The following is a 23,692-nucleotide window of genomic DNA, read 5'->3' as shown; positions in this document are numbered from 1 at the left end:
TAACAAGCGACCACGGCGGCGTGTCTAGAACCTCGGCGTCGGCGCCCCGTACGTCAGGGGTCCGTCGACACGAGCGACATCGTGCCAGGCGCCGTCGACCAGCGAGGCCTCCGCCGCCTCCACGATCGACGCCGCAGCCAGCCCGTCGGCGACCGAGGGCGCGAGCTGCTCCCCGCGCTGCACACTCGCGATGAACTGCGCCGCCTCGATCGTCTTCAGGTCGTCGTAGCCCATCGCGGTGCCGGCGCCGGGCTGGAAGCGACCGAATTCGCCATCCCCGGGGGCGACGGAGTGCGTGGCGTACCCGTCGACCTCCTGCCCGTCCAGGTACACCTCGAGCTCGTTGAGGCGCTGGAAGTCCCACCGGACCGAACCGCGGGTGCCGTAGATCTCGAGCGTGTACTCGGCGTGCGGCCCGCGCATCACCCGACTCGAGTCCATCGTGCCGACCGCACCGTCCTCGAACCGGAACAGCAGCGCGGCGTAGTCCTCGTTCTCGACAGCACCGAGCTCGCCGGTCGCCGCGGCGCTGCGGTCGACGATGCCGGCAGCCGGCCGGGGACGCGACTCGATGAACGTCTCGGCGAGCGCACTGACCGAGGCGATCCGCCCGACCACGTACTGCGCCAGATCGAGCCCGTGCGACAGCAGGTCGCCGAGCACACCCGATCCGGCACGCTCGCGCTCGAAGCGCCAGGTCAGCGGTGCCGCCGGGTCGGACGAGTAGTCGGCGAGCAACGATCCACGAACGTTCGTGATGCGTCCGAGCCGCCCGCTGCGGACGAGTTCACGGGCGCGCTCGATCGCCGGGGCGTGCCGGTAGTTGAAGCCGACGCTCGTGATGACGCCGGCCCGCTGCACCGCCTGGTGGATGGAGCGCGAGTCGCTGGCGTACCGCCCCATCGGCTTCTCGATCCAGAACGGCTTGCCCGCCTCGGCCGCGGCGACGGCCATCTCACGGTGCAGGAAGTTCGGCGAACAGATGGACACGACGTCGACCGCCGGGTCGGCGAGGACCTCGTGGTAGTCGGCGACGGCCCGCTCGTACCCGAGCCGGGTCAGCGCCTGGTCGCGTGCCGCCTCGATCGGGTCGGCCGCCACGACGAGCCGCGGCTGGACGCCGAGCTCCGGGAAGTGGTCCGGCAACGCTCGGTAGGCACGCGAGTGCAACCGCCCCATCCAGCCGACCGAGATCAGCCCGACGCCGATGCTGTCCATGGAGAACTCCTTCGTTCAGGTGACGCGCGTTGGAGCGCGACAATGAGCCTAGCCCACGCGGCGGACTTTGTCAGCACATGACGCGACCGTCTGGAGGCCCGGTGCCGGTCTCGGGGACCGGCACCGGGCCTCCAGGCTGATGCGGCAGCGCGCGGGGCGCGACCCGTCGTTGCGACCGCGGATCGCACCGCGCAGCAGATCGCGTCTCAGACCGCGGGGACGAGGATGTCGCGGACCAGGGCGTCGAGCTTCGCGTCGGCGTCCAGGAACTGCCGGAGCGTCGTCACGGTCGCACCGAAGCGATCGAACTCGTCGATCGTCATGCCGTCCACGTCGTATCCGCGGGCGAACTCCGGCGTCGCGGCCCGGAGCGCCTCGATGACGTGCGCGGGGACCTCGTCGTCGATGGCGTGTGGACGGAACGGGAACGCGTTGTCGTTGATGTCCTTCGTCCACTGGAACGGCGGCGACACCACCAGGTCACCGCCCTGGAACTCCGACCACTGCAGTGCGTTGCGGAACGCGGCGACCAGGACGCGCGAGCGGAACCCACGCTCCTGGAAGACGCGGTAGGCGTTCTTCACCGCGGCGACACCGGCCCACTCGAGGATGCCGGGGTCCACCATCACGTGGTCGCGCTTGACGACGGTCTTCAGCCAGTCGTCGAAGCGGCCGGCCATCAGGGTGACGACGTGGCCGAACTCCTGCTCCGGCAGGCCCTCGGCAGCACGGCGGTCGAGTGCCCGCTCGATGGCCTCGCCCACGGTGACGACCTGCGGCACCGTGAACGACACCGTCGCGTTGATGGAGACCCCGCGGTAGGCGGCTTCCTCGATCGCGGCGATGCCGACCTTGGTGGCGGGGATCTTCACGATGATGTTCGGCGCGAGCTGCGAGAACCGGACGGCCTGCTCGACGAGCGCGTCGGCGTCGCGGTGGAATCGGGGGTCGGTCTGCATGGACAGTCGACCGTTCCGGCCGCCGGACGCCTGGAACGCGGGCAGCAGCTGCGCCGCGGCGGCGATGGAGAGCTCCTCGACGGCCTTCCAGCCGATCCAGGACTCCCCCGCCGTCGGGTGCTCCTCGGCGATCTCGCGGATGCGCGGGACCCAGGTGTCCGGGTCCTGCTGGATGCAGGTGTACGCGATCACCGGGTTGCAGGTCGCACCGACGGCGCCGTACTCGTGGATGGCGGTCGACAGTTCGCGCGGGTCGGCGGAGTCGTTCCACAGGGCGGTCGGGGTCTGCTCCGCGGCCTGCAGGGTGACGGGACGGGAGTCGGCGGCGGTGGACGCCTGCGTCTCGAGGGTGGTGGTCATCGTTGGAGTCCCTTCGTGATCGTGTCGAGCTGGAACCGCGACACCGCGTCGGCGTTCTCGTCCTCGGCGAAGACGCTCGAGACCGCGACGGTGTCCTCGCGCGCCGAGAAACCGACCCGGTCGAGTGCCGCCCAGAAGGCGTCGAAGTCGACGTCCGCCTGGCCGACCGGCAGGTGCTGGTGCACGCGGACCGGGTTGCCGGGCGGATTCGTGATGTACCGCAGGCCGTGCGAGCGACGGTGGTCGTACGCGTCGGCGACGTGGACCAGCTGCAGCGAGTCACCGGCGGCGTCGATGATCTCGTCCATGTTGCCGCCGTAGTGGAACGTGTGGCAGGCGACGTAGACGAAGCCGACGTGCTTCGAGTTCAGGCCGCGGATCACCCGGAGCGCCTCGAGCCCGTCCTCGACGAAGTCGTCGGGGTGGGGGTCGATGAGCACACGGATGCCGGCGTCCTCGATGATCGGCAGCAGTTCCTCCATCGACCGGTAGAACTGGTCCTCGGACTCCTCAGCACGCTCGGGGCGGCCGGAGAACTCCGTGTTGATGGTGTCCACACCGAGGCGCTTCGTGATCTCGATGACCCGCTTCCACTTGCGCACCGCAGCCTGTCGGGCGTCCTCGTCCGGGCCCGACCAGCGCAGCACCGGCAGCACGCTCGCCACCTGGACCCCGGCGTCACGGCAGGCCGCGGCGAACGCGTCGACCAGGTCGTCGTCGGCCTTGGGGTGCCGGTAGAAAGGGATGAAGTCCTTGTGCGGGGTGAGCTGCAGGTACTCGTAGCCGAGCTCCGCCACCTTGCGCGGGAACTCGAGCAGCGACAGGTCGTGGTGGAACGGGGTCGGGTCGAGCGCGATCTTCGGCATCGATCAGGCCCCGGCGAGCGCGGCGGTCTCGTCGCTCGTCGCGTCGCTCGTCTCGTCGTAGAACGACGGCTTCGTGACCGCGTACTCGACCACTTCGTGCGCGCCGGACTGCTGGGCGCGGACCGCGACCTCGGCGACGACGGAGGCCGTGTAGCCGTCCCAGGCACTCGGCCCGTCGATGCCGCCGGTCCGGGCAGCGTCGACCCAGCGCTGGACCTCTTCGTCGTAAGCGGCGGCGAAACGCTCCTTGAAGGACGGCGTGACGCCCTGCGAGGTCGCTCCGGCTGCGACGAGCGAGAGCGAGGTGTCGCGGCCGATGGAGGCGACAGCGGACTCGAACACGGCGTCGGTGGTGACCTGGTAGCCGAACTGGGCGTTGACGTTGATCTCGACGATCGCCATGGTGCCCGACTCGGTGGTGAACAGGACGAACTGCGGCTCGGGCAGGTCGGCCGGCGCGAGGGAGTTCTTCCGCGGCTTCTTCACCTCGACGCTCGTGATCGCTTCGCCGGTCAGGAACGGGATGATGTCGATCTCGTGGATCACCGAGTCGTGGATGAGCATCGACTCGCTGAAGTTGGGCGGCGTCGTCGGGTTGCGGTGCGCGTGGTGCAGGGCGAGCAGGGCGCCGTTCGCCCCCGACTCGCGCAGCGCCTTGAGCTCCTGGTACCCGGAGTCGAACCGGCGCATGAAGCCGACCTGGATCACGGGTCGGGCGGCGTGCTGCTGCTCCAGCTCCACGATGCGCAGGGAGTCCTCGGCGCTGGTCGTCAGCGGCTTCTCGCACAGGACGGTGAGCCCGCGCTCGAGCGCGGTCACCAGGATCGGCTCGTGCAGGAAGCCCGGCGTCGCGATGATGACGGCGTCGATCTCGGTCTGCTCGAGTGCCTCGTCGAAGGACGCGGCGGTGATCGCGCCAGGGGCCAGGGCGGCTGCCGCGGCGGCACGGGTCTGGTCGGGCTCGACGACGGCGACGACGTCGGCGTTCGAGATCTTGGCGGTGATGCGGCGGACGTGGTCGGCGCCCATCATGCCGGCGCCGACGACGGCGACGCGGAGGTTCTGCGTGGTGGTCATGGTGGTGTTCTCCTGGGGTTCGTTGACGCTGCGTGGACGGCGCGTCAGGAGGCGCGGGCGGCCGAGGTCGAGCCGAAGATGTGCTGGAAGGTGCGCTCGGCGATCGGGCCGGGGGCGTCGACGGAGCAGCCGTACATGTCCTGCTCGACGATGCCGAAGACGTCCGGGTTGATCGCGGCGACGGCCTCGATGATCGGGGCGAGCTCCGGGGTGCCGTGCGGCGGCTCGGTCATGATGCCCTGCGACACGGCGGTCGCGAACGGCACGTCGTTCTTGAGCACGTCGAACAGCAGGTCGGTGTCGACCTGCTTGAGGTGCAGGTAGCCGATGCGCTCCGGGTGGGCGGCGATGAGCTTGAGGTTGTCGCCGCCGTAGTAGGCGAAGTGGCCGGTGTCGAGGCAGAGGTTCGTGTACTCGGGGTTCGTGACCTCGAGGAACCGCACGGTCTCCTTGTAGGTGCCGACATGGCTGTCCGCGTGGGTGTGGAACTGCTGGTGGACGCCGTACTCCTCGAGCAGCGCCTTGCCGAGCTGGTCGTGGCCCTTGCCGAGTCGCTCCCACTGCTCGTCGGTGAGTGTGCGCGCCTCGAGCACCTCTTCGGTGGCGTCCGAGCGCCACAGGTCGGGGATCGTCACCAGGTGCTCGGCGCCGAGCTTCGCTGCCAGACCGGCGACCGCGACGGCCTGGTCCCACGCACGCTGGAACTGGTCCTCGCCCTTGTGGAACCCGGTGAAGACCGTGCCCGCCGACAGCTTGAGCCCGCGGGACTCGAGCTCGTCGGACAGCTGCGACGGGTCGGTCGGCAGGTACCCGTACGGGCCGAGCTCGATCCACTCGTACCCGGCGGCGGACGCCTCGTCGAGGAAGCGCTGCCACGGCACCTGCTTCGGGTCGTCCGGGAACCAGACGCCCCACGAGTCCGGGGCGGTGCCGATACGGATCGAGGCGGGCGCCGCGTCGGTGGCGGGGCTGCCGATGGGGGTGGCGGTGTCGGTCATGACGTCGCTGTCGCTTTCTGTCTCGTGAACGGTTCAGCCGAGCAGCGGACGCTGCGTGGCGACCTGCTGCTCGTACTCGGCGCGGGCGGCCTGGGTGCTGGGGAGGGTGGAGGTCTGCGCGACCGGCACGTCCCACCAGCCGTCGCCCTCGGGGGCGTAGACCAGCGGATCGGAGTTGATGTGCACCAGGGTGGTGTGGTCGTTCGCCTTCGCCTGACGCAGCGCGGCCTTCAGGTCCTCGATGCTGTCCGGACCGGGCTGCACCTCGATGACGTCGACGCCGTACGAGCGGGCGTTGGCGGCGAGGTCGACGGGCAGGGGCTCGCCGTTCTCGAACGACTCGGTCTCGTCGAGGTAGCGGTACTTCGTGCCGAAGCGCTCGGAGCCGACGGTCTCGGACAGGTGCCCGATCGACGCGTACCCGTGGTTCTGGATGAGCACGACGATGATCTTGATGCCCTCGGCCACGGCGGTGACGAGCTCGGTGTGCAGCATGAGGTAGCTGCCGTCACCGACCATCACGATCGCGTCGCGGTCCGGAGCTCCGCGTCGGACACCGATGCCGCCGGCGATCTCGTAGCCCATGCACGAGAACGCGTACTCGACGTGGTACCCGAGCTCGTCGCGGACCCGCCAGAGCTTGTGCAGGTCGCCGGGCAGCGAGCCCGCCGCCTGGATCACGACGTCGCGCGGGTCGGACACCGACTGCACGGCGCCGATGATCTCGGGCTGGCCGGGCAGGTCCGCGCCGGACGCCGCGAACGCGCCGTCGACGGCGGCGTCCCACGCCGCCTTCAGCGAGGCGATCTCGGACGCGTAGGCGGGCTCGACGACGTACGCCGTGTCCGACGTGAGCGACTCGGTCAGGGCGACCAGCGCCTCCCGGGCGTCCGCGATCAGCGGCAGCTGCGAACCGTGCTTGTAGGCGTCGAACGCGGCCACGTTGACGTTGACGAACGTGACGTCGGAGTTCTGGAACGCCGTGCGCGACGCCGTGGTGAAGTCGCTGTAGCGGGTGCCGATCCCGATGACGACGTCGGCCTGGGCGGCGATCGCGTTGGCGGCCGCGGTGCCGGTCGCACCGATCCCACCGAGGTACTGCGGGTGGTCCCAGACCAGGGACCCGCCACCGGCCTGCGACGTGCCGACCGGGATCCCGGTGGCCTCGACGAAGGCGCGGAGTTCGTCGGCGGCGTCGGAGTACAGCACCCCGCCGCCGGCAACGATGACCGGACGCTTGCCGGCACGGATCGCGGCCACCGCACGCTCGAGCGGACCGCGCTCGGGCAGCGGACGGCGGATGTGCCACTCGCGCGGCTGCAGGAACGCGACGGGCACGTCGAACTCCTCGGCCTGGACGTCCTCGGGCAGGGCGATCGTCACCGCACCGGTCTCGGCCGGGTCGGTCAGGACCCGCATCGCGGCGAGGGCGATCGAGAAGAGCTGCTCCGGACGCTCCACGCGGTCGAAGTAGCGCGACAGCGGCCGGAAGGCATCGGTGACCTGCAGCGACGTGTCGTGCGGCAGCTCGATCTGCTGGAGCACCGGGTCGGTGGTGCGCGTGGCGAAGGTGTCCGACGGCAGCAGCAGTGCCGGCAGCCGGTTCGTCGTGGCCAGCGCCGCGGCGGTCAGCATGTTGGCGGCACCCGGGCCCACCGATGCCGTTGACGCGTAGGTCGCACGGCGGCGGTGCATGCGGGCGAAGCCGACGGCCTCGTGCACCATGGCTTGCTCGTTGCGGGCCTGGTGGTACGGCAGCAGCCCGGGCTGCTCGACGTGGAGCTGTTTGATCGCCTGACCGACCCCGGCGACGTTGCCGTGCCCGAAGATGCCGAAGATCCCCGGGATGGTGCGTTCGCGGACGTCGCCGTCGACGGTCCACTGGTTGGCCAGGAACTCGACGAGTGCCTGGCCGACGGTCATCTTCCGCGTCGTGGTGGTCACGCCTGCTTCCTTTCGTAGGGCAGTCGTGGGTCGATCGATTCCGACGCCCACGCCTGCCGGACCCACCCGTGGGCCGGGTCGTCGGTGATGTTCCAGACGCGCTCCGGGTCCGGCCCGGCCATCACGTTGAGGTAGTACATGTCGTAGCCCGGCGCGGCGACCGCCGGGCCGTGCCAGCCGTACGGCACCAGGGCGATGTCACCGGTCCGGACCTGCCGGAACTCGTCGATGACACGGTCGTCCGAGGCGTACGTGCGGTGCAGGGCGAACGGGTCGGAGGCCTCGGGAGCGATCGACTCGAGCCCGCGGGACACCGCTGCCTCGTAGTAGTAGATCTCCTCGAGGTTGGACTCCGACCCGGGCATGTTCGTGTCGTGCTTGTGCGGCGGGTACGACGACCAGTTGCCGGCCGGCGTGATGACCTCGCACACGATGAACTTGACGGCGTCGAGCGCGGCCGGCGTGCCGAAGTTGTGCACCTGACGACTCGACTGCCCAGCGCCGCGGAGCTCCACCGGCACGTCCGGCCGGGCCACGTAGGTGGTCGGCTTGACGGTGTCGGTGGGGGCTTCCGCGACGGCGAACCGCCCGCTGCCGGTGATGGTGGCCGCGGACCCCGAGCCCAGGTACAGGACGTCGGTGGGGCCGTCGAAGACGCTCCCTCGCCCCTGCAGGGCCTGCTCGCCGTCGCCGGCAGCGCCCGAGTGGGCCACGTGGAACGACCCGGCGAGCGGCACGACGATGCGTTCCACGGCGTCGGCCGGGAGGCGCAACTCGCCTCCGTCGGTCAGCGCGCCGGTCCGGAGCCCGGTGTGCGCCCACCCCTCGATGCGACCGTCGACCACGTCGGTCCAGCCTGCCTCGGGCCGGGAGCCCGCCGGGATGAACCACTGGTCGTGCTGGTGCTGTTCGTTCGCCATGCTGCGGGTCAGTTGTTCGACGGGAAGCCGAGGTTGATGCCGCCGTGCGACGGGTCGAGCCACCGGCTCGTGATCGCCTTCTGACGGGTGAAGAAGCTCACGCCGTCGGCACCGTAGGCCTTGTGGTCACCGAACAGCGAGTTCTTCCAGCCGCCGAACGAGTAGTAGGCGACCGGCACCGGGATCGGGACGTTGATGCCGATCATGCCGACCTGCACGTCGCGCTGGAACCGCCGGGCGGCGCCACCGTCGTTCGTGAAGATGGCCGTGCCGTTGCCGTACGCGCCGGAGTTGATGAGCTCGAGGCCCTCTTGGTAGGTGGCGACCCGCACGACGCTCAGCACCGGACCGAAGATCTCCTCGGTGTAGACGCGGCTGGTGGTGGGCACCTGGTCGATCAGCGTCGGGCCCAACCAGAAACCGTTCTCGTCGCCGTCGGGTCGGACGGTGCGGCCGTCCACCACAACCACCGCACCGTCCTGCTCTGCGACCTCGATGTACGAGGCGACCTTGTCACGGTGCTGCTTCGTGACGAGCGGCCCCATGTCGCATCCGCGACGACCGTCGCCGATGCGCAGGGTCGCCGCGCGGTCCTTGATCTTCTGGATGAGCTCGTCCGCCACCGGCTCGACGGCGACGACGACCGAGATCGCCATGCAGCGTTCGCCGGCCGAACCGAAGCCGGCGTTGATCGCGTTGTCGGCGACCAGGTCGAGGTCGGCGTCGGGCAGGACCAGCATGTGGTTCTTCGCACCGCCGAGGGCCTGCACGCGCTTGCCGTGCTTCGTGCCGGTCTCGTACACGTACTGCGCGATGGGCGTGGAGCCGACGAACGAGATCGACTCGACGTCGTCGCTGGTGAGCAGACCGTCGACGGACAGCTTGTCGCCGTTGAGCACGTTGAAGACGCCGTCGGGCAGCCCGGCCTCCTTGAACTTCTCGGCGAGCCAGATGGCGGCCGACGGGTCCTTCTCGCTCGGCTTCAGCACGACGGTGTTGCCCGCGGCGATCGCGATCGGCAGGAACCAGAGCGGCACCATCGCCGGGAAGTTGAACGGGCTGATGATGCCCACCACGCCGAGCGGCTGGCGGATCGAGTAGACGTCGATGCCGGTCGAGACCTGGTCGGAGAACTCGCCCTTCATCAGGCTCGGGATGTTCGTGGCGAGCTCCACGACCTCCTGCCCACGGGCGATCTCCCCCAGGGCGTCGTCGATGACCTTGCCGTGCTCGCTCGTGATGATCTCGGCCAGCTCGGCCTTGTCGCGGTTCAGGATCTCGCGGAACGAGAACAGGATCTGCTGGCGCTTGGCCAGCGACAGGTTGCTCCACGCCGGGAACGCCGCCTTGGCGCTGCCGATGGCCGCCTGGATCTCGGACTCGTCGGCCAGGGCGACCTGCTTCGTCGCGACGCCGAGCGCCGGGTCGTACACGGGGGCGGTGTTGCCCGACGCGGATTCGACGCGCCTGCCGTCGATCCAGTGCCCGACCGTGGTGGTGGTCGTGTCGGTGAGCGTCATGCGTTGCTTCCTTCCGAGATGGACGAGTCCATGGTGGTGGCGCCCGCGAGCCGAGCGGCTGGGTCGTGGGCATCTGTGGAGAACCCGCCCCGGGCCTCCTGGCTGTGGACGAGACCGGCGGCCACGTCCACGGCGGCGGCGACGTCGCCGTCCGAGGGGTAGAGCAGGGTGCGTCCGACAACCAGGCCGCGGACGCCGGGCAGTGCCAGGGCGTCAGCCCACTTGGCGTACGTCTCCAGCGGGCGCGAAGCCGGGTCGCCGCCGAGCAGCAGCGTCGGCAGCGTCGTCGCCGCCATCACGCGCTCCATGTCGTCGACGACGGGGATCTTGAGCCAGCTGTAGGCGCTGGACTCGCCGAGGCCCGCAGCGATCGCCATCGAGGTGATCACGGCATCTGCCGACAGGTCGTTGACGACCCGGCCGTCCCGCCACTCCGACATGAACGGCTCGAGCATGATCGGCAGCTGGAGTGCCGCGGCCTCGCTGACGGCTCGGGCCGTGGCCTCGAGCGTCGGCGCGGTGCCCGAGTCCTCCAGGGCGATGCGCACCAGCAGCTTGGCGAAGTCGAGCCCGGAGTCCTTGATGGCCTGCGCCGAGTACGCCGTGTACCGGTCGTCCATCTCGAAGGTCGCGCCGCGCAGTCCGCCGCGGTTCATCGACCCGACGACGACCTTGCCGTCGAGGGCGCCGAGCAGTGCGAGGTCCTCGAGGATGTCGGGGGTGCCGAGCACGCCGTCGACCCCCGGCCGGCCGAGGGCCGTGACGAGCCGCTCGAGCAGGTCGTAGCGGTCCGCCATCGCGGACTCGTCGTCGCGCACCGCCAGTGCACCGCGTGCGGGGTGGTCGGCGGCGACGATGAAGAGCTTGCCGTCGTCGGCGAGCAGGGAGCGTTTGTGGCGGGCGTCGAGCGTGGCACGCACCAGGTCGGGCTGGCCGGCACGGATGTCGCGGAGGCGCTGGAAGTCAGCGGGGCTGAGCTCAGGCATGGGTCTTCTCCTCGGTGTTCGTCTCACCCGTGTTCGTCTCATCCGTATGCGTCGTGCCCTCGGCCGGGTTGTCGGTCAGGAACTGTTCGATCTCGTCGCTCGTCGGCATCGCCGTCGAGCACTCGAACCGCGTCGCGACGATCGCGCCGGCGGCGTTGCAGAACGCCAGGATCCGCTCGAGGCTCCAGCCCTGCAGCAGTCCGTGGGTCAGCGCACCGCCGAAGCCGTCGCCCGAGCCGAGCCCGTTCACGACGTCGATGTGGTGCGGACGGAACTCGACGAACTCGTCGCGGGTCTTCGCCAGCACGCCCTTCGGCCCCTGCTTGACGATCGCGATCTCGACCCCGCGGTCGAGCAGGGCGTCGGCGGCGCGGACCGGGTCGGTCTCCCCCACCGCCACCTCACACTCCTCGCGGTTGCCGACGGCGACGGTGGCGTGCTCGAGGGCGATCGCGACCTCGCGCGTCGCGGCCTCGGGGCTCGACCAGAACATCGACCGGTAGTCCAGGTCCAGCACGGTGTGGGTCTTCGTGCTGTTCTGCGCGGCGGACCGGGCTTCGTACGCCACGTGGTGCGCCTGTCGGCTCGGCTCCTCGCTGAGGCCGGTCACCGTGGTCCAGAAGATCTTCGCGCGCTCGATCTCGTGCAGCGGCAGGGACTTCGCCGTGATCATCAGGTCCGGCGCCTTCGGGGCCCGGTAGAAGTAGAGCGGGAAGTCGTCCGGCGGGAAGATCTCGCAGAAGGCGACGGGGGTGTTCAGCCCCTCGACCGTCTCGACGAAGGCGTTCGCGACGCCGTACTCGGGCAGCGTGCGGGCGATGTACCGGCCGAAGGGGTCGTTGCCCGTCCGGGTGATGACCGCGGCGTCCGCTCCGTGGCGAGCAGCGGCGATGGCGACGTTCGTGGCGCTGCCGCCGACGGACTTCGAGAAGGTCGAGACGTCCTCGAGCGGGCCGGTCTGCTGCGGGTAGATGTCGACGCTGACGCGTCCCATCGTGATCACGTCGTAGGCGTGGGGGGCTTGGTTCGTCATGCGACGCGGTGGACCTTCCGTGCGGCTTCATCGGCGGACGATCACGACTGTACACCCTGTTTGCCCTAATGTCATGACATGGATTCCGAGGTCCGTCACGCGCGTCGCGTGGCGCCGGTCACGCCGGTCCTGCGGGGCGCGCCGGTGGGCCGGGAGGCGCGGTGTCGGTGGGTTCTGCCAGGGTCGCGACATGCAGATCCTCGCCCTGGTCATCGGTCTCGTGATCGGCATCGCCGTCGGTGCGGTCGTCGCCTGGTCGCTCGCCCGCTCGCGCGCGGGCGTCGACACCGCGTCGGCCCGCGCGACGGCCGAGGCCCTGCGCGGTCAGCTCGAGGCGGTGCGGCGTGACGCCGAGGAACGCCTCGACGCCCAGGACACGCAGTACCGCCGCCAGGTCGACTCGCTCGAACGGCGCTCCGCCGAACTCGAGCACCTGGTGCAGCGCATGCACGGCGTCGACGCAGCGCGCAACCAGAACGAGTCCAAGGTGCTCTCGGCGCTCAGCCCCGTGGCGCAGACGCTCGACGTGATGCGCACGAAGATCGCCGAGCTCGAGCAGTCCCGGAGCGAGCAGTACGGCGCGCTGTCGGCACAGCTCCGGTCGGCCGCCGAGTCGGAAGAGCGCCTGCGCGCCACCGCCGACACCCTGGCCAGCGCCCTGTCGTCGAACAGCACGCGCGGCGTCTGGGGCGAGACGCAGCTGCGCAACGTGGTCGAGGCCGCCGGGCTGCTCGAACGGGTGGACTTCGACGTGCAGTCCTCCGTCACCACCGCCGTCGGCTCCGCCCGCCCGGACATGGTCGTGCACCTGCCCGGCGGCAAGACCATCGCCGTCGATGCCAAAGTGCCGTTCAGCGCCTACCTGCAAGCAGCCGAGATCCCGGCGACCGCCACCGGTGCCGAGGCAGCACGACGCGACCAGCTCATCGCCCAGCACGTCAAGGCGCTCCGCGCGCACGTCGACGCCCTCGCCGCACGGGAGTACTGGACCGGCTACGACGCCTCCCCCGAGCTCACCGTCGCCTTCATCCCGTCCGAGTCGCTCATCTCGAGCGCCCTCGCCGCCGACCCCGGCCTGCTCGACCACGCCTTCCGCAAGCGCATCGCACTCGCCTCACCCGTGACCCTGTGGTCCGTGCTCAAGACCGTGGCGTTCTCGTGGCAGCAGGACGTCGTCTCGCAAGAGGCGCACGAGCTCTTCAAGGTCTCCCGCGAGCTCTACGGCCGGCTGTCCACGATGGCGGGGCACGTCGACAAGCTCGGCCGCTCGATCCGGGGCTCCGTCGTCGACTACAACCGCTTCGTCGGGTCGCTCGAACGCCAGGTCCTGCCGAGTGCCCGTCGGTTGTCGCTGCTCGACGAGTCGAAGGTGATCGCGGACCCGGCGTCGATCGAGGACGAGCCGCGGCTGCTCACTGCCCCGGAGCTCGTCGGCGCCGTCGACGAGGACTGACGGCGGAGCGCAGCGCAGCGCGACGTCCGGCGCAGCGGCGCGCCACACCGCGCCGCACCGCACCGCACCGCACGGCACAACGGAAACCCGTCCGAACCACGGGATCGCGTGGTTCGGACGGGTTGCAGTGGTGCAGCGCGGATCCGCGCCGATCAGGACCGCGTCTGGATCAGAACCACTTCTCCGCACGGTGGTCCGCCTGGATGCGGCGGATCGTGTTCGAGCGCGAGCGGAGCACGAGCGAGTCGGTGTGGATGACGCCGCGCGAACGACGCACGCCGTCGACCAGGACGCCGTCGGTGACGCCGGTGGCGACGAAGAACGTGTTGTCACCGGTGACCAGGTCGTCCTGGTCGAGGACCTTGTCCAGGTCGTGGCCGGCGGCGATGGCGCGCTCGCGCTCCTCGTCGTCCTTCGGCTGGAGCTTGCCGAGGATCACGCCGCCGAGCGCCTTGATCGCGCACGCCGTGATGATGCCCTCGGGGGTGCCGCCGACACCGACGCACATGTCGATGGTCGAGCCGGGCAGGGCGGCGGCGATGCCACCGGCGACGTCACCGTCGAGCAGCAGTCGCGTGCCGGCACCGGTCGCGCGGATGGCGCGGATCAGCTCGTCGTGGCGCGGACGGTCGAGCACGGCGACGACCATGTCCTCGAGGTCCTTGCCCTTGGCCTTCGCCAGCGCGCGGATGTTGTCACCGATCGGCTTCTCGAGGTCCAGGACACCGCGACCCTCGGGGCCGGCGGCGATCTTGTCCATGTAGAAGACGGCGGAGGGGTCGTACATCGAACCGCGGTCCGAGACGGCCATGACGGAGATGGCGTTCTGGCGGCCGGCGGCGGTGAGCGAGGTGCCGTCGATCGGGTCGACCGCGATGTCGCAGGCCGGGCCGTGCCCGTTGCCGACGTGCTCGCCGTTGTAGAGCATCGGGGCGTTGTCCTTCTCGCCCTCGCCGATGACGACGACGCCGTCGAAGTTCACCGTGCCGAGGAACTTGCGCATCGCGTCGACCGCAGCACCGTCGGCGAGGTTCTTCTCACCACGCCCGACCCACGGCTGCGCACGGATCGCGGCGGCCTCCGTCGCACGCACGAGCTCGAGCGCGAGGTTGCGGTCGGGCTGGAGGAACAGGGAGCCGGTTTCCGTAGTGGGAGTCACGACCCGAGCCTACCGACCGGCGGCCGACCCGCGGTCCGGACACCGGGCCCGTGCACGCATGTGCACGCCGGACGTGAGCCGACCGCGTGACCCGGACCGCACCTCCCCCAACCGGCACGGCCGGTGCGCCGCTGGCGCGTCGCACCGGAACCGGCGGTCGGGGCCCAGAGCTTCTGACTACGATCGGCGGGGACATCACCGAAGTCGAAGGAGATCCACGTGCCCATCGCAACGCCGGAACAGTACGCCGAGATGATCGAACGCGCGAAGGCGGGCAAGTTCGCGTACCCCGCGGTCAACGTCTCCTCCTCGCAGACCATCAACGCGGTCCTCCAGGGCCTGCAGGAAGCCGGTTCCGACGGCATCCTCCAGGTCACGACGGGCGGTGCCGACTACTTCGCCGGCCACACCATCAAGAACCGCGCAGCGGGTGCCCTGGCGATGGCGAAGTTCGCCCACGAGGTCGCCAAGAACTACGACATCACGGTCGCGCTGCACACCGACCACTGCCCGAAGGACGCCCTCGACGGCTTCGTCCTGCCGCTCATCGCGGCGAGCGAGGAAGAGGTCCGGCAGGGTCGCAACCCGATCTTCCAGTCGCACATGTGGGACGGTTCGGCCGTGCCGCTCGACGAGAACATCGAGATCGCGAAGACCATGATCGAGAAGACGCGGAACATCAACGCGATCCTCGAGGTCGAGATCGGCGTCGTCGGCGGCGAAGAGGACGGCGTCCAGCACGAGGGCACGAACGACGCGCTGTACACCACCCCGAACGACGTCGAGAAGGTCGTCGACGCACTCGGCCTGGGTGACAAGGGCCGCTGGATCGCGGCGCTCACCTTCGGCAACGTGCACGGCGTCTACAAGCCGGGCAACGTCAAGCTCCGCCCCGAGCTCCTCGGCGAGATCCAGGCGTCGGTCGCGGCGAAGCACGGCACCGGCGAGAACCCCCTCGACCTCGTCTTCCACGGCGGCTCCGGCTCGACCGACGACGAGATCCACGAGGCCGTCCGCAACGGCGTCATCAAGATGAACATCGACACGGACACGCAGTACGCGTTCACCCGCTCGATCGCCGACTCGATGTTCCGGAACTACGAGGGCGTCCTGAAGATCGACGGCGAGGTCGGCAACAAGAAGCAGTACGACCCCCGCGCCTGGGGCAAGGTCGCCGAGACCTCCATGGCGGCTCGCGTCGGCGAGGCCGCGAAGGTCCTCGGCTCCGCCGGGAACACCAAGGGCTGAGCAGGTCCGTCGGGTCGGGTCCACCGGCCTGGAGGAACGGGGTGCGTCCGACGGACGCGCCCCGTTCTGCGTCGGGTCGTCTCCACCGCGTGCCACGATGGACGGGTGACCGTCGACGCCATCGCCTCCGAGTTCGCCCAGTTCGTCACCGAGTCGCCCACCGCGTTCCACGCGGCGGCGGCGACCCGTGACCGTCTCGTCGCTGCCGGGTTCACCGAGCTGTCCGAACTCGACGCCTGGCCGACCGAGTCCGGTGCGTACGTGGTGGTCCGCGACGGCGCCGTCATCGCGTGGCGCCTGCCCGACGGTGCCGGCCCGACGACGCCGTTCCGGATCCTCGGCGCCCACACCGACTCCCCCGGCTTCCGCGTGAAGCCGAACCCCGGCGTCCGCACGGGCGGCTGGGAGCAGCTGAACGTCGAGGTCTACGGCGGCGCGCTCCTGTCGACCTGGTTCGACCGCGACCTGCGGATCGCCGGCCGGGTCGTCGACGCCGACGGCAGCGTGCGGCTCGTCAGCACCGACGCCGTCGCCCGCATCCCGAACCTCGCGATCCACCTCGACCGCGGGGTGAACGACGGCAAGGAGATCGACCGCCAGCGCCACACCCTGCCGATCGTCGGGGTCGATGGCGACGCCGGTGGGACCGCTGTCGTGGAGTGGCTGCTCGCCCGGCTCGGCGATGGTGCCGTGTCGTGGGACCTGTTCCTCGCCGACACCCAGGTGCCGGCCCGGATCGGCATCGAGCGCGAGTTCCTGGCGTCCGGCCGGATGGACAACCTGACGAGCGTGCACGCCGGACTCCGGGGCATCGTCGACGCGCCGACCGACGGTGACCACATCCCGGTGTTCGCGGCGTTCGACCACGAGGAGATCGGGTCGTCGACGCCGTCCGGTGCCGGTGGTCCGTTCCTCGAGGACGTCCTCGGCCGTGTGCAGGAGGGCCTCGGCGCCACCCGCTCCGAAGCGGCCCGGGCCTTCCGTGCGTCGTGGCTGCTGTCGAGCGACGCCGGGCACCTGGTGCACCCGAACCAGCCGGAGAAGCACGACCCGACGAACCGACCGCGCCCGGGAGCCGGACCGCTGCTGAAGATCAGCGCGAACCAGCGCTACATGACCGAGGCGAAGGGCGAGGCCGTCTGGGCAGCCGCGTGCGAGACCGCCGGTGTGTCGTGGCAGCCGTTCGTCAACGTGAACACGATCCCCGGCGGCTCGACCATCGGCCCGATCGCGGCGACCCGGCTCGGGATCCCGACGATCGACATCGGCGTCGGACTGCTGTCGATGCACTCGATCCGGGAGCTCGTGCACGTCGACGACCTGGCTGCCCTGCACGGAGCGGTCGCCGCCTTCCTGGCCGGCTGACCTCCGGCCGGCGTCGGCTGGCTGGGGTGGTCACGACTCCCCGCACGCGCAGGGCCGAGGGGTCACGAAGTGTCGGTCGAGTCGGTGCCAGACGACACTTCGTGACCACCCGACGGCGGGGCCGCGGCGTGTTGCGACCACTCGGCGCGCGGAGGCCGGCGGCGCGAACAACCCCGCGGTCAGGCGGTCAGGCGCCGGACTGGCGCAGCATGAAGTCGACGAATGCCTGGTCCTGCATGACCACGACGACGAACGCGATCGTGCTGATCGCCGTGGCGACGACGGCTCCGACCAGCGGCACCCAGAACGTCCGCTTCCGTGCCCGGAGCCGGCGGATGGACCACCAGGCAACCAGGGCGAACACCACCACGTTGGTGATCGCGGCGATGGCGGCCGCCGTGCTCAGGGCACTCGGGTCGTTCAGCGCCGTGTACTGGGTCTCGAGGGTGCGCCGCACGGTGGAGGCGACCTCGCCCACCGAGAGGGACTGCACCACGGAGACCAGTCCGAAGGCGAGCAGCCCGACGGTGAGCACGAAGTCGGCCGGTGTGCGACCGAACCGGCTGCGGACCATCGACCGCTGCGCCCCGGCAGGGACTGCACCGGAGCGAGCATCCGTACCAGTGCGGTCGCCGCCGGAGCGGTCGCGCAGAGCAGCGTCGTGCGCGCCGGTGGCGGGGGCCTGGTCCTGCCGCTCCCGTGCCTGACGCTCCCGCTCCTGGCGTTCCTGCTCGACGAGGACCGGGTTCACCCAGCCCTCGGGCGCGTACTCGCCGTACCCGGGGGCGGGACGGCCCTGGGGCCGACCGCTCGCGGGACCGGCGGCCGCCGTCGGGGACGCACCCCGGGCCTCCTGGCCGGCACCAGCCCCGGCGTCGCCGTGGTTGGCCGGGTCGCGACGCGGGACCGAGGACCAGCCGTCCGAGCCGCTCATGCCCGACGCCCGCCGAGCGCGCGCGTCGGGTTGCCCGAGGCGTCGGTGCGGAGCTCCTTGGGGAGCGAGAACATCAGGTCCTCGTGTGCGGTGACGACCTCTTCGACGGCGGCGTAGCCGGCGTCGGCGAGCTGTTCGAGCACCTCGGCCACGAGTTCTTCCGGCACGGACGCACCGCTCGTCACGCCGACCGTCTCGACACCGTCGAGCCACTCCTGCTGGATCTCCTCCGCGTAGTCGACACGGTGAGCGGCGCGGGCACCGTGCTCGAGCGCGACCTCGACCAGGCGGACGCTGTTCGACGAGTTCGCCGAGCCGACGACGATCACCAGGTCGGCACCGGGCGCGACCTTCTTGATCGCGACCTGGCGGTTCTGCGTGGCGTAGCAGATGTCGTCCGACGGGGGGTCCTGGATGGCCGGGAACTTCTCGCGCAGCAGCCGCACGGTCTCCATCGTCTCGTCGACGCTGAGCGTGGTCTGCGACAGCCAGACGAGGTTGTCCGGATCGGAGACGGACAGTGCGGCGACGTCGTCGGGGCCGTTCACCAGGATCGTGCGGTCCGGGGCGTGCCCCATCGTGCCCTCGACCTCTTCGTGGCCGGCGTGGCCGATCAGGATGATGGTGCGCTCGGCCTTGGCGAACCGGGTGGCTTCGCGGTGGACCTTGGTGACGAGGGGGCAGGTGGCGTCGATGGCGTGCAGGTCGCGTTCGGCGGCGCCCGCGACGACGGCCGGCGACACACCGTGCGCGCTGAAGACGACGTGCGAGCCCCGGGGGACCTCTGCGACGTCGTCGACGAAGACGGCACCGCGCTGCTCGAGCGTCGACACCACGTGCACGTTGTGGACGATCTGCTTGCGGACGTAGACGGGCTCGCCGTACTGCTCCAACGCCTTCTCGACCGCCACGACCGCGCGGTCCACCCCGGCGCAGTAACCACGGGGGGCCGCGAGCAGCACCTTCTTGGGGCCGGCGACCGGTTCGTCACGCAGTCTGCCCCGTGCCGCGTGCACACGCGGCGGGGCGAGCGGGACCGTGTGGCCGTTGGTGATCGTCACGTCCCCGATGATAGGTGAGCGGCACGCACGCGACCTGGGCGCGTGGAGTGCCTGTGGAGAACACGACGTCCGTCCCCTGTCACCGGTCTCGGGCACGATGGACGTCCCAGCAGGACGAGGAGCGACATGGCGATCGAACAGGGCCCGCCGACGGCCGACAACCCGTGGCCCGTGGCGCTCCTCGGCGCGAAGCTCCGCGACTGGATCGACCGGCTCGGCACCGCCTGGGTCGAGGGCGAGATCACGCAGTGGAACGTCGCCGGGGGCAACGTGTACGGCAAGCTCAAGGACGTCGAGGTCGACGCCACCGTGTCGTTCTCCATCTGGTCGAGCGTGCGCTCCCGGGTGCCGGCGGACATCAAGCAGGGCGACCGGGTCGTCGCCGCGCTCAAGCCGAACTACTGGGTCAAGGGCGGCTCGCTGACGATGCAGGTCGTCGAGATGAAGCACGTCGGGCTCGGTGACCTGCTCGAACGCCTCGAGCGCCTCCGCCGCACCCTCGCCGAGGAAGGGCTGTTCGACCCGTCCCGCAAGCAGCGTCTGCCCTTCCTGCCGCACCGCATCGGCCTGATCACCGGCAAGGACTCCGACGCCGAGAAGGACGTCAAGCGCAACGCGCAGCTGCGGTGGCCCCAGGTGGAGTTCCGCACCGTGCACACGGCGGTGCAGGGCGAACGGACCGTGGGCGAGGTCACGGCGGCGATCCTCGAGCTCGACGCCGACCCCGAGGTCGACGTCATCATCATCGCCCGTGGCGGCGGCGACTTCCAGAACCTGCTCGGCTTCAGCGACGAAGGGCTCGTCCGTGCCGCGGCCGCTGCGTCGACCCCGATCGTCTCGGCGATCGGGCACGAAGCCGACCGCCCGATCCTCGACGAGGTCGCCGACCTGCGCGCCTCGACCCCCACGGACGCCGCCAAGCGGGTCGTGCCCGACGTCGCCGAGGAGCTCGCCAACGTCCGGGCGGCCCGCGCCCGGCTCGGGCTCCGGCTCTCGCACACGCTGTCGGTCGAGGCCGACCGGCTCGCCGCGCTGCGGTCGCGCCCGGCTCTGGCGTCGACCGCGTGGCTCGTCGACACCCGTGCGGAGGAGGTCGCCCGCGACCTGTCCCGTGCCCGCGAACTGCTCGACCGCCGGCTCGAGCGCGGGCACTCCGAGGTCGGGCACCTGACCGCTCGGCTCCGGGCACTCTCACCGCGCGACACCCTGCGCCGCGGGTACGCCATCGTGCAGCGGGCCGACGGGGGCGTCGTCCGCGGCACGGACGACCTGTCCGGAGCGACGCCGGTGCACGTCACGCTCGGTGCCGGCACGGCCACGGGCACGCTCGAACCGGACGGCCCCGGCCCGGACGGCTCCTGACCACCACGGGTGTTCTCCACAGCCTGGGTCCGGGCGGCGGATCGTCGGTGGACGCTCGGTAGGATCGACCCGTGCCATCCCAGCAGGAACCCGAGCAGACCGACGTCCAGTCGCTGAGCTACGAAGCTGCCCGCGACGAACTCGTGCGCGTCGTGAGCGAGCTCGAACAGGGCTCCGCGACCCTCGAGCGTTCGCTGGCGCTCTGGGAGCGGGGCGAAGCCCTCGCCGCCCGGTGCGAAGAGTGGCTCGTCGGCGCCCGCGCACGGCTCGACGCGGCCCGTGCCGCCAGCGACGCCCAGGACGGCTCCGGGCGATGACCGACCCCAACGGCCGCCCGATCGTCGCCGAGCTCGGTCGCCCCGAGACGGCAGAGGAGACCTGGGCTCGCAAGGACGCCGCCCGGACCGCCCGCCGTCAGCACCAGACCGCGTTCAACCTGGTCATCGCGCTCATCGCCTCACTCGGCATCGTGCTGTTCCTGGTGGCGGTCGTCGTCCGGCCCGACACCACCGTGGACCGCACCGTCGACTACCAGCAGATCGCGGCGAAGGCGAACGTCGACGACGTCACCCTGGTCGCGCCGCCGCTGCCGGACGGCTACAGCGCCAACCGCGCGGACTTCGCGAGCAAGACCACCGACGGCGTGGACGTCTGGACCGTCGGCTTCGTGACGCCGGACAAGCAGTACCTCGGTGTGCAGCAGGGCATCGACGCCAACGCCTCGTGGGTGTCGAACCAGCTCGACCAGCGGCCGTCCACCGGTGACCGCACGATCGGTGACACGGAGTGGACCGTCTACGACCGCCGCGCCGAGGGCACCGACGCCGGCAACCATGCCTACTCACTCGTCTCGACGTTCGGCAAGAACACGATCGTGCTCTCCGGCACCGCCGACGACAAGGCCTTCCGGACCGTCGCGACCGCCGTCTCCCGAGAACTGTCCGAGTAGACGACGACGGGCACCGCCCCGTCAGTCACCACCCCGTCCCACCCGAACCGAGGAGCCCCATGCCCGACCGCGCCGCCTCCACCCCGTCCGACGCCCTGCGCCTGCTCGTCGACGGCAACGCCCGCTTCGCCGCCGACAAGCGCCGGATGGGCCGCGTGGACCCGGACCGCCGCACCGAGCTCGAAGGATCGCAGTCGCCGTTCGCGACCGTCCTCGGCTGCTCGGACTCGCGGGTGCCGTTCGAGCACGTCTTCGACGCCGGCATCGGTGACCTGTTCGCCATCCGCAACGCCGGCCAGATCGTCGACGACGTCGTGCTCGGCTCGATCGAGTTCGCGGTCGTCGCCCTGGGCACGCCCCTGGTCGTCGTGCTCCGGCACACCCGGTGCGGTGCCGTCGCGGCAGCGCGCTCCGGTGAGCCCGTCCCCGCCCCGCACCTGCAAGCCCTCGTCGATGCGATCGCCCCGAGCGTCGAGAAGGTCCGACTCACCGACGCCGAGCTCCCGCAGGAAGCCGTCGGTGCCGCACACCTCGAAGCCACCCTCCGCCAGGTGATCGAGCGCTCCGGCGCGGTCTCCGACGCCGTGGCCGAGGGTAGATTGGCGGTCGTCGGGGCGACGTACGACCTCGCCACCGGAGAAGTCACCATCGACACCGTCGTCGGCCAGGTCTGACCCACCCGACCCCGACGACCGCCCCGGCGACCCCGGGGCGCAGGCACGGGCCGGCGCGACCGCGACCGGCGAGCACCCCAGGAAGGACCACGACGACGTGACCGACACCACTGCGAACGACACCGCTGCGACCGAGTTCCGCATCGAGCACGACACGATGGGCGAGGTACGGGTGCCGAAGTCGGCGCTCTACCGTGCCCAGACCCAGCGCGCCGTCGAGAACTTCCCCATCTCGGGCACCGGGCTCGAGTCGGCGCAGATCGTGGCGCTCGCACGGATCAAGCGTGCGGCGGCCGTCGTGAACGGTGCACTCGGCATCGTCGAACCCGCCGTCGCCGACGCCATCGCGGGCGCGGCCGACCTGATCATCGGCGGCCAGCACCACGACCAGTTCCCGGTCGACGTCTACCAGACCGGCAGCGGCACGTCGTCGAACATGAACATGAACGAGGTGCTCGCGACACTGGCGTCCGACATCGCGGGCTCGGCGGTGCACCCGAACGACCACGTCAACGCCTCGCAGTCGTCGAACGACGTCTTCCCCACCTCCGTGCACGTCGCCGTGACCGAGGCGCTCCTCCGCACCCTCGTGCCCGCCCTCGAGCACCTCGCCGAGTCTCTCGAAGCGAAGGCCACGCTCTGGGCCGACGCCGTGAAGTCCGGCCGGACGCACCTGATGGACGCCACGCCCGTCACCCTCGGGCAGGAGTTCGGCGGCTACGCACGCCAGATCCGCCTGGGCATCGAGCGTGTGCAGGCGACGCTGCCCCGCGTCGCCGAGGTCCCGCTCGGCGGCACCGCGGTCGGGACCGGTATCAACACCCCGAAGGGCTTCCCGCAGCGGGTCATCGCCCAGCTCGCGAGCGACACCGACCTGCCGATCACCGAGGCCGTCGACCACTTCGAGGCGCAGGGGGCGCGTGACGCCCTGGTCGAGGCCTCCGGTGCGCTCAAGGTGCTCGCCGTCAGCCTGACGAAGATCAACAACGACCTGCGCTGGATGGGCTCCGGTCCGAACACCGGCCTGGGCGAGCTGCACATCCCCGACCTGCAGCCCGGCTCCTCGATCATGCCCGGCAAGGTGAACCCGGTGATCCCCGAGGCCACCCTGATGGTCGGCGCTCGGGTCATCGGCAACGACGCCACCATCGCCTGGGCCGGTGCCTCGGGTGCGTTCGAGCTCAACGTCGCCATCCCGGTGATGGGCACGGCGCTGCTCGAGTCGATCCGGCTGCTGGCGAACAGCTCGCGGGTGCTCGCGGACAAGACCATCGACGGGCTGCAGGCGAACCTCGAGCGTGCTCGCGCGTTCGCGGAGTCCTCGCCGTCGATCGTCACCCCGCTCAACCGGGTCATCGGCTACGAGGCAGCGGCGAAGGTCGCGAAGTACGCCGTCGCCGAGGGCATCACCGTGCGCGACGCCGTCGTGGCCCTCGGCCACGTCGAGCGCGGCGAGGTCACCGAGGCACAGCTCGACGAGGCGCTCGACGTCCTCAGCATGACCCACCCGAACTAGCGGGACGCTCCTGACGCACCCCCACGACGGACGGGAGGCCCGGTGCCAGCTGGCACCGGGCCTCCCGTCCGTCAGGTGCGGACTGGACAC

General features: G+C 70.7%; 21 protein-coding genes. 8 read left to right on the top strand and 13 right to left on the bottom strand.

Annotation, left to right across the window (positions count from 1 at the left end; all coding sequences use genetic code 11):
• Positions 1–24 precede the first annotated feature (24 nt).
• From H7A73_RS06485 to iolC, 10 genes are all read right to left on the bottom strand, one after another.
• Entirely contained in the window at positions 25–1,218 is a 1,194-nt protein-coding gene (locus tag H7A73_RS06485) for a Gfo/Idh/MocA family protein (RefSeq protein ID WP_182065194.1), read from the bottom strand.
• Between the two features lie 206 nt (positions 1,219–1,424).
• On the bottom strand, positions 1,425–2,537 hold the full coding sequence (locus H7A73_RS06480) for a transaldolase family protein (protein WP_182065193.1): 1,113 nt from the start codon (positions 2,535–2,537) through the stop codon (positions 1,425–1,427).
• Positions 2,534–3,403: a sugar phosphate isomerase/epimerase family protein gene (locus tag H7A73_RS06475; RefSeq protein WP_182065192.1), complete on the bottom strand. Its 870-nt coding sequence runs from the start codon at positions 3,401–3,403 to the stop codon at positions 2,534–2,536. Before H7A73_RS06475 ends, H7A73_RS06480 begins: the two co-directional genes overlap by 4 nt.
• Before the next feature lie 3 nt (positions 3,404–3,406).
• The gene (locus tag H7A73_RS06470; protein ID WP_182065191.1) at positions 3,407–4,480 is read right to left on the bottom strand and encodes a Gfo/Idh/MocA family protein; all 1,074 of its coding nucleotides are present in this window, start codon (positions 4,478–4,480) and stop codon (positions 3,407–3,409) included.
• Between the two features lie 44 nt (positions 4,481–4,524).
• Entirely contained in the window at positions 4,525–5,478 is a 954-nt protein-coding gene (locus H7A73_RS06465; protein ID WP_017887103.1) for a sugar phosphate isomerase/epimerase family protein, read from the bottom strand.
• A 33-nt stretch (positions 5,479–5,511) separates the two neighbouring features.
• The gene (iolD, locus tag H7A73_RS06460; protein ID WP_182065257.1) at positions 5,512–7,401 is read right to left on the bottom strand and encodes a 3D-(3,5/4)-trihydroxycyclohexane-1,2-dione acylhydrolase (decyclizing); all 1,890 of its coding nucleotides are present in this window, start codon (positions 7,399–7,401) and stop codon (positions 5,512–5,514) included.
• A gap of 17 nt (positions 7,402–7,418) precedes the next feature.
• On the bottom strand, positions 7,419–8,342 hold the full coding sequence (iolB, locus tag H7A73_RS06455; protein WP_182065190.1) for a 5-deoxy-glucuronate isomerase: 924 nt from the start codon (positions 8,340–8,342) through the stop codon (positions 7,419–7,421).
• An 8-nt stretch (positions 8,343–8,350) separates the two neighbouring features.
• Positions 8,351–9,862, bottom strand: a complete 1,512-nt coding sequence (locus H7A73_RS06450; RefSeq protein WP_182065189.1) for a CoA-acylating methylmalonate-semialdehyde dehydrogenase — start codon at positions 9,860–9,862, stop codon at positions 8,351–8,353.
• A complete protein-coding gene (locus H7A73_RS06445) occupies positions 9,859–10,848 on the bottom strand; it encodes a class I fructose-bisphosphate aldolase (protein ID WP_182065188.1) in 990 nt (329 codons plus the stop codon). The genes H7A73_RS06450 and H7A73_RS06445 overlap by 4 nt, the downstream gene beginning before the upstream one ends.
• Complete coding sequence (gene iolC, locus H7A73_RS06440; RefSeq protein ID WP_182065187.1) at positions 10,841–11,881, bottom strand: 5-dehydro-2-deoxygluconokinase; 1,041 nt, start codon at positions 11,879–11,881, stop codon at positions 10,841–10,843. Before iolC ends, H7A73_RS06445 begins: the two co-directional genes overlap by 8 nt.
• Positions 11,882–12,071: 190 nt before the next feature.
• Here iolC and H7A73_RS06435 point away from each other — a divergent pair, with 190 nt between their 5' ends.
• Positions 12,072–13,334, top strand: a complete 1,263-nt coding sequence (locus H7A73_RS06435) for a DNA recombination protein RmuC (RefSeq protein WP_182065186.1) — start codon at positions 12,072–12,074, stop codon at positions 13,332–13,334.
• Between the two features lie 169 nt (positions 13,335–13,503).
• Here the strand turns inward: H7A73_RS06435 and glpX are convergent, their stop codons facing one another.
• A complete protein-coding gene (glpX, locus tag H7A73_RS06430; protein WP_017886722.1) occupies positions 13,504–14,493 on the bottom strand; it encodes a class II fructose-bisphosphatase in 990 nt (329 codons plus the stop codon).
• A gap of 219 nt (positions 14,494–14,712) precedes the next feature.
• Between glpX and fbaA the strand changes: the two genes are divergently transcribed.
• Complete coding sequence (gene fbaA, locus H7A73_RS06425; protein ID WP_182065185.1) at positions 14,713–15,741, top strand: class II fructose-bisphosphate aldolase; 1,029 nt, start codon at positions 14,713–14,715, stop codon at positions 15,739–15,741.
• A 105-nt stretch (positions 15,742–15,846) separates the two neighbouring features.
• Positions 15,847–17,106 (top strand): M18 family aminopeptidase, encoded by a 1,260-nt coding sequence (locus H7A73_RS06420; protein ID WP_182065184.1) that lies wholly within the window; start codon positions 15,847–15,849, stop codon positions 17,104–17,106.
• Positions 17,107–17,293: 187 nt separating this feature from the next.
• Here the strand turns inward: H7A73_RS06420 and H7A73_RS06415 are convergent, their stop codons facing one another.
• Positions 17,294–18,040, bottom strand: coding sequence for a DUF6264 family protein (locus H7A73_RS06415; RefSeq protein WP_182065183.1), 747 nt, complete (start codon positions 18,038–18,040; stop codon positions 17,294–17,296).
• Entirely contained in the window at positions 18,037–19,101 is a 1,065-nt protein-coding gene (locus H7A73_RS06410; RefSeq protein ID WP_371830610.1) for a 4-hydroxy-3-methylbut-2-enyl diphosphate reductase, read from the bottom strand. Before H7A73_RS06410 ends, H7A73_RS06415 begins: the two co-directional genes overlap by 4 nt.
• Positions 19,102–19,227: 126 nt before the next feature.
• On the opposite strand from H7A73_RS06410, the gene xseA reads away from it, so the two are divergent.
• The 5 genes from xseA to H7A73_RS06385 all read left to right on the top strand — a co-directional run bounded on the left by xseA (position 19,228) and on the right by H7A73_RS06385 (position 23,602).
• Entirely contained in the window at positions 19,228–20,463 is a 1,236-nt protein-coding gene (gene xseA, locus H7A73_RS06405; protein WP_111055645.1) for an exodeoxyribonuclease VII large subunit, read from the top strand.
• 71 nt (positions 20,464–20,534) lie between these two features.
• On the top strand, positions 20,535–20,780 hold the full coding sequence (locus H7A73_RS06400; RefSeq protein WP_017886728.1) for an exodeoxyribonuclease VII small subunit: 246 nt from the start codon (positions 20,535–20,537) through the stop codon (positions 20,778–20,780).
• Positions 20,777–21,412 (top strand): DUF4245 domain-containing protein, encoded by a 636-nt coding sequence (locus H7A73_RS06395; protein ID WP_182065182.1) that lies wholly within the window; start codon positions 20,777–20,779, stop codon positions 21,410–21,412. Before H7A73_RS06400 ends, H7A73_RS06395 begins: the two co-directional genes overlap by 4 nt.
• Before the next feature lie 59 nt (positions 21,413–21,471).
• Positions 21,472–22,086, top strand: a complete 615-nt coding sequence (locus H7A73_RS06390; RefSeq protein WP_027464510.1) for a carbonic anhydrase — start codon at positions 21,472–21,474, stop codon at positions 22,084–22,086.
• Positions 22,087–22,183: 97 nt separating this feature from the next.
• Positions 22,184–23,602 carry a class II fumarate hydratase gene (locus tag H7A73_RS06385; protein ID WP_259362746.1) on the top strand — a complete coding sequence of 473 codons (1,419 nt, stop codon included), beginning with the start codon at positions 22,184–22,186 and terminating at the stop codon, positions 23,600–23,602.
• Positions 23,603–23,692: the final 90 nt, after the last annotated feature.

The organism is Curtobacterium sp. ME12 (genome assembly GCF_903970855.1).
Lineage (GTDB): Bacteria > Actinomycetota > Actinomycetes > Actinomycetales > Microbacteriaceae > Curtobacterium > Curtobacterium poinsettiae_A.
Note: the sequence above shows the minus strand (reverse complement) of the source record. Positions and strands in the feature narration are given on the sequence as shown.

Excerpts from the sequence above, each read along its gene's own strand:
- H7A73_RS06470 (WP_182065191.1), bottom strand. The coding sequence starts at position 4,480 with ATGACCACCACGCAGAACCTCCGCGTCGCCGTCGTCGGCGCCGGCATG.
- iolB (WP_182065190.1), bottom strand. The coding sequence starts at position 8,342 with ATGGCGAACGAACAGCACCAGCACGACCAGTGGTTCATCCCGGCGGGC.
- H7A73_RS06415 (WP_182065183.1), bottom strand. The coding sequence starts at position 18,040 with ATGAGCGGCTCGGACGGCTGGTCCTCGGTCCCGCGTCGCGACCCGGCC.
- H7A73_RS06485 (WP_182065194.1), bottom strand. The coding sequence starts at position 1,218 with ATGGACAGCATCGGCGTCGGGCTGATCTCGGTCGGCTGGATGGGGCGG.
- xseA (WP_111055645.1), top strand. The coding sequence starts at position 19,228 with ATGGCGATCGAACAGGGCCCGCCGACGGCCGACAACCCGTGGCCCGTG.
- H7A73_RS06445 (WP_182065188.1), bottom strand. The coding sequence starts at position 10,848 with ATGCCTGAGCTCAGCCCCGCTGACTTCCAGCGCCTCCGCGACATCCGT.
- iolD (WP_182065257.1), bottom strand. The coding sequence starts at position 7,401 with ATGACCGTCGGCCAGGCACTCGTCGAGTTCCTGGCCAACCAGTGGACC.
- H7A73_RS06450 (WP_182065189.1), bottom strand. The coding sequence starts at position 9,862 with ATGACGCTCACCGACACGACCACCACCACGGTCGGGCACTGGATCGAC.
- H7A73_RS06395 (WP_182065182.1), top strand. The coding sequence starts at position 20,777 with ATGACCGACCCCAACGGCCGCCCGATCGTCGCCGAGCTCGGTCGCCCC.
- H7A73_RS06465 (WP_017887103.1), bottom strand. The coding sequence starts at position 5,478 with ATGACCGACACCGCCACCCCCATCGGCAGCCCCGCCACCGACGCGGCG.
- iolC (WP_182065187.1), bottom strand. The coding sequence starts at position 11,881 with ATGACGAACCAAGCCCCCCACGCCTACGACGTGATCACGATGGGACGC.
- H7A73_RS06390 (WP_027464510.1), top strand. The coding sequence starts at position 21,472 with ATGCCCGACCGCGCCGCCTCCACCCCGTCCGACGCCCTGCGCCTGCTC.
- H7A73_RS06435 (WP_182065186.1), top strand. The coding sequence starts at position 12,072 with ATGCAGATCCTCGCCCTGGTCATCGGTCTCGTGATCGGCATCGCCGTC.
- H7A73_RS06480 (WP_182065193.1), bottom strand. The coding sequence starts at position 2,537 with ATGACCACCACCCTCGAGACGCAGGCGTCCACCGCCGCCGACTCCCGT.
- H7A73_RS06475 (WP_182065192.1), bottom strand. The coding sequence starts at position 3,403 with ATGCCGAAGATCGCGCTCGACCCGACCCCGTTCCACCACGACCTGTCG.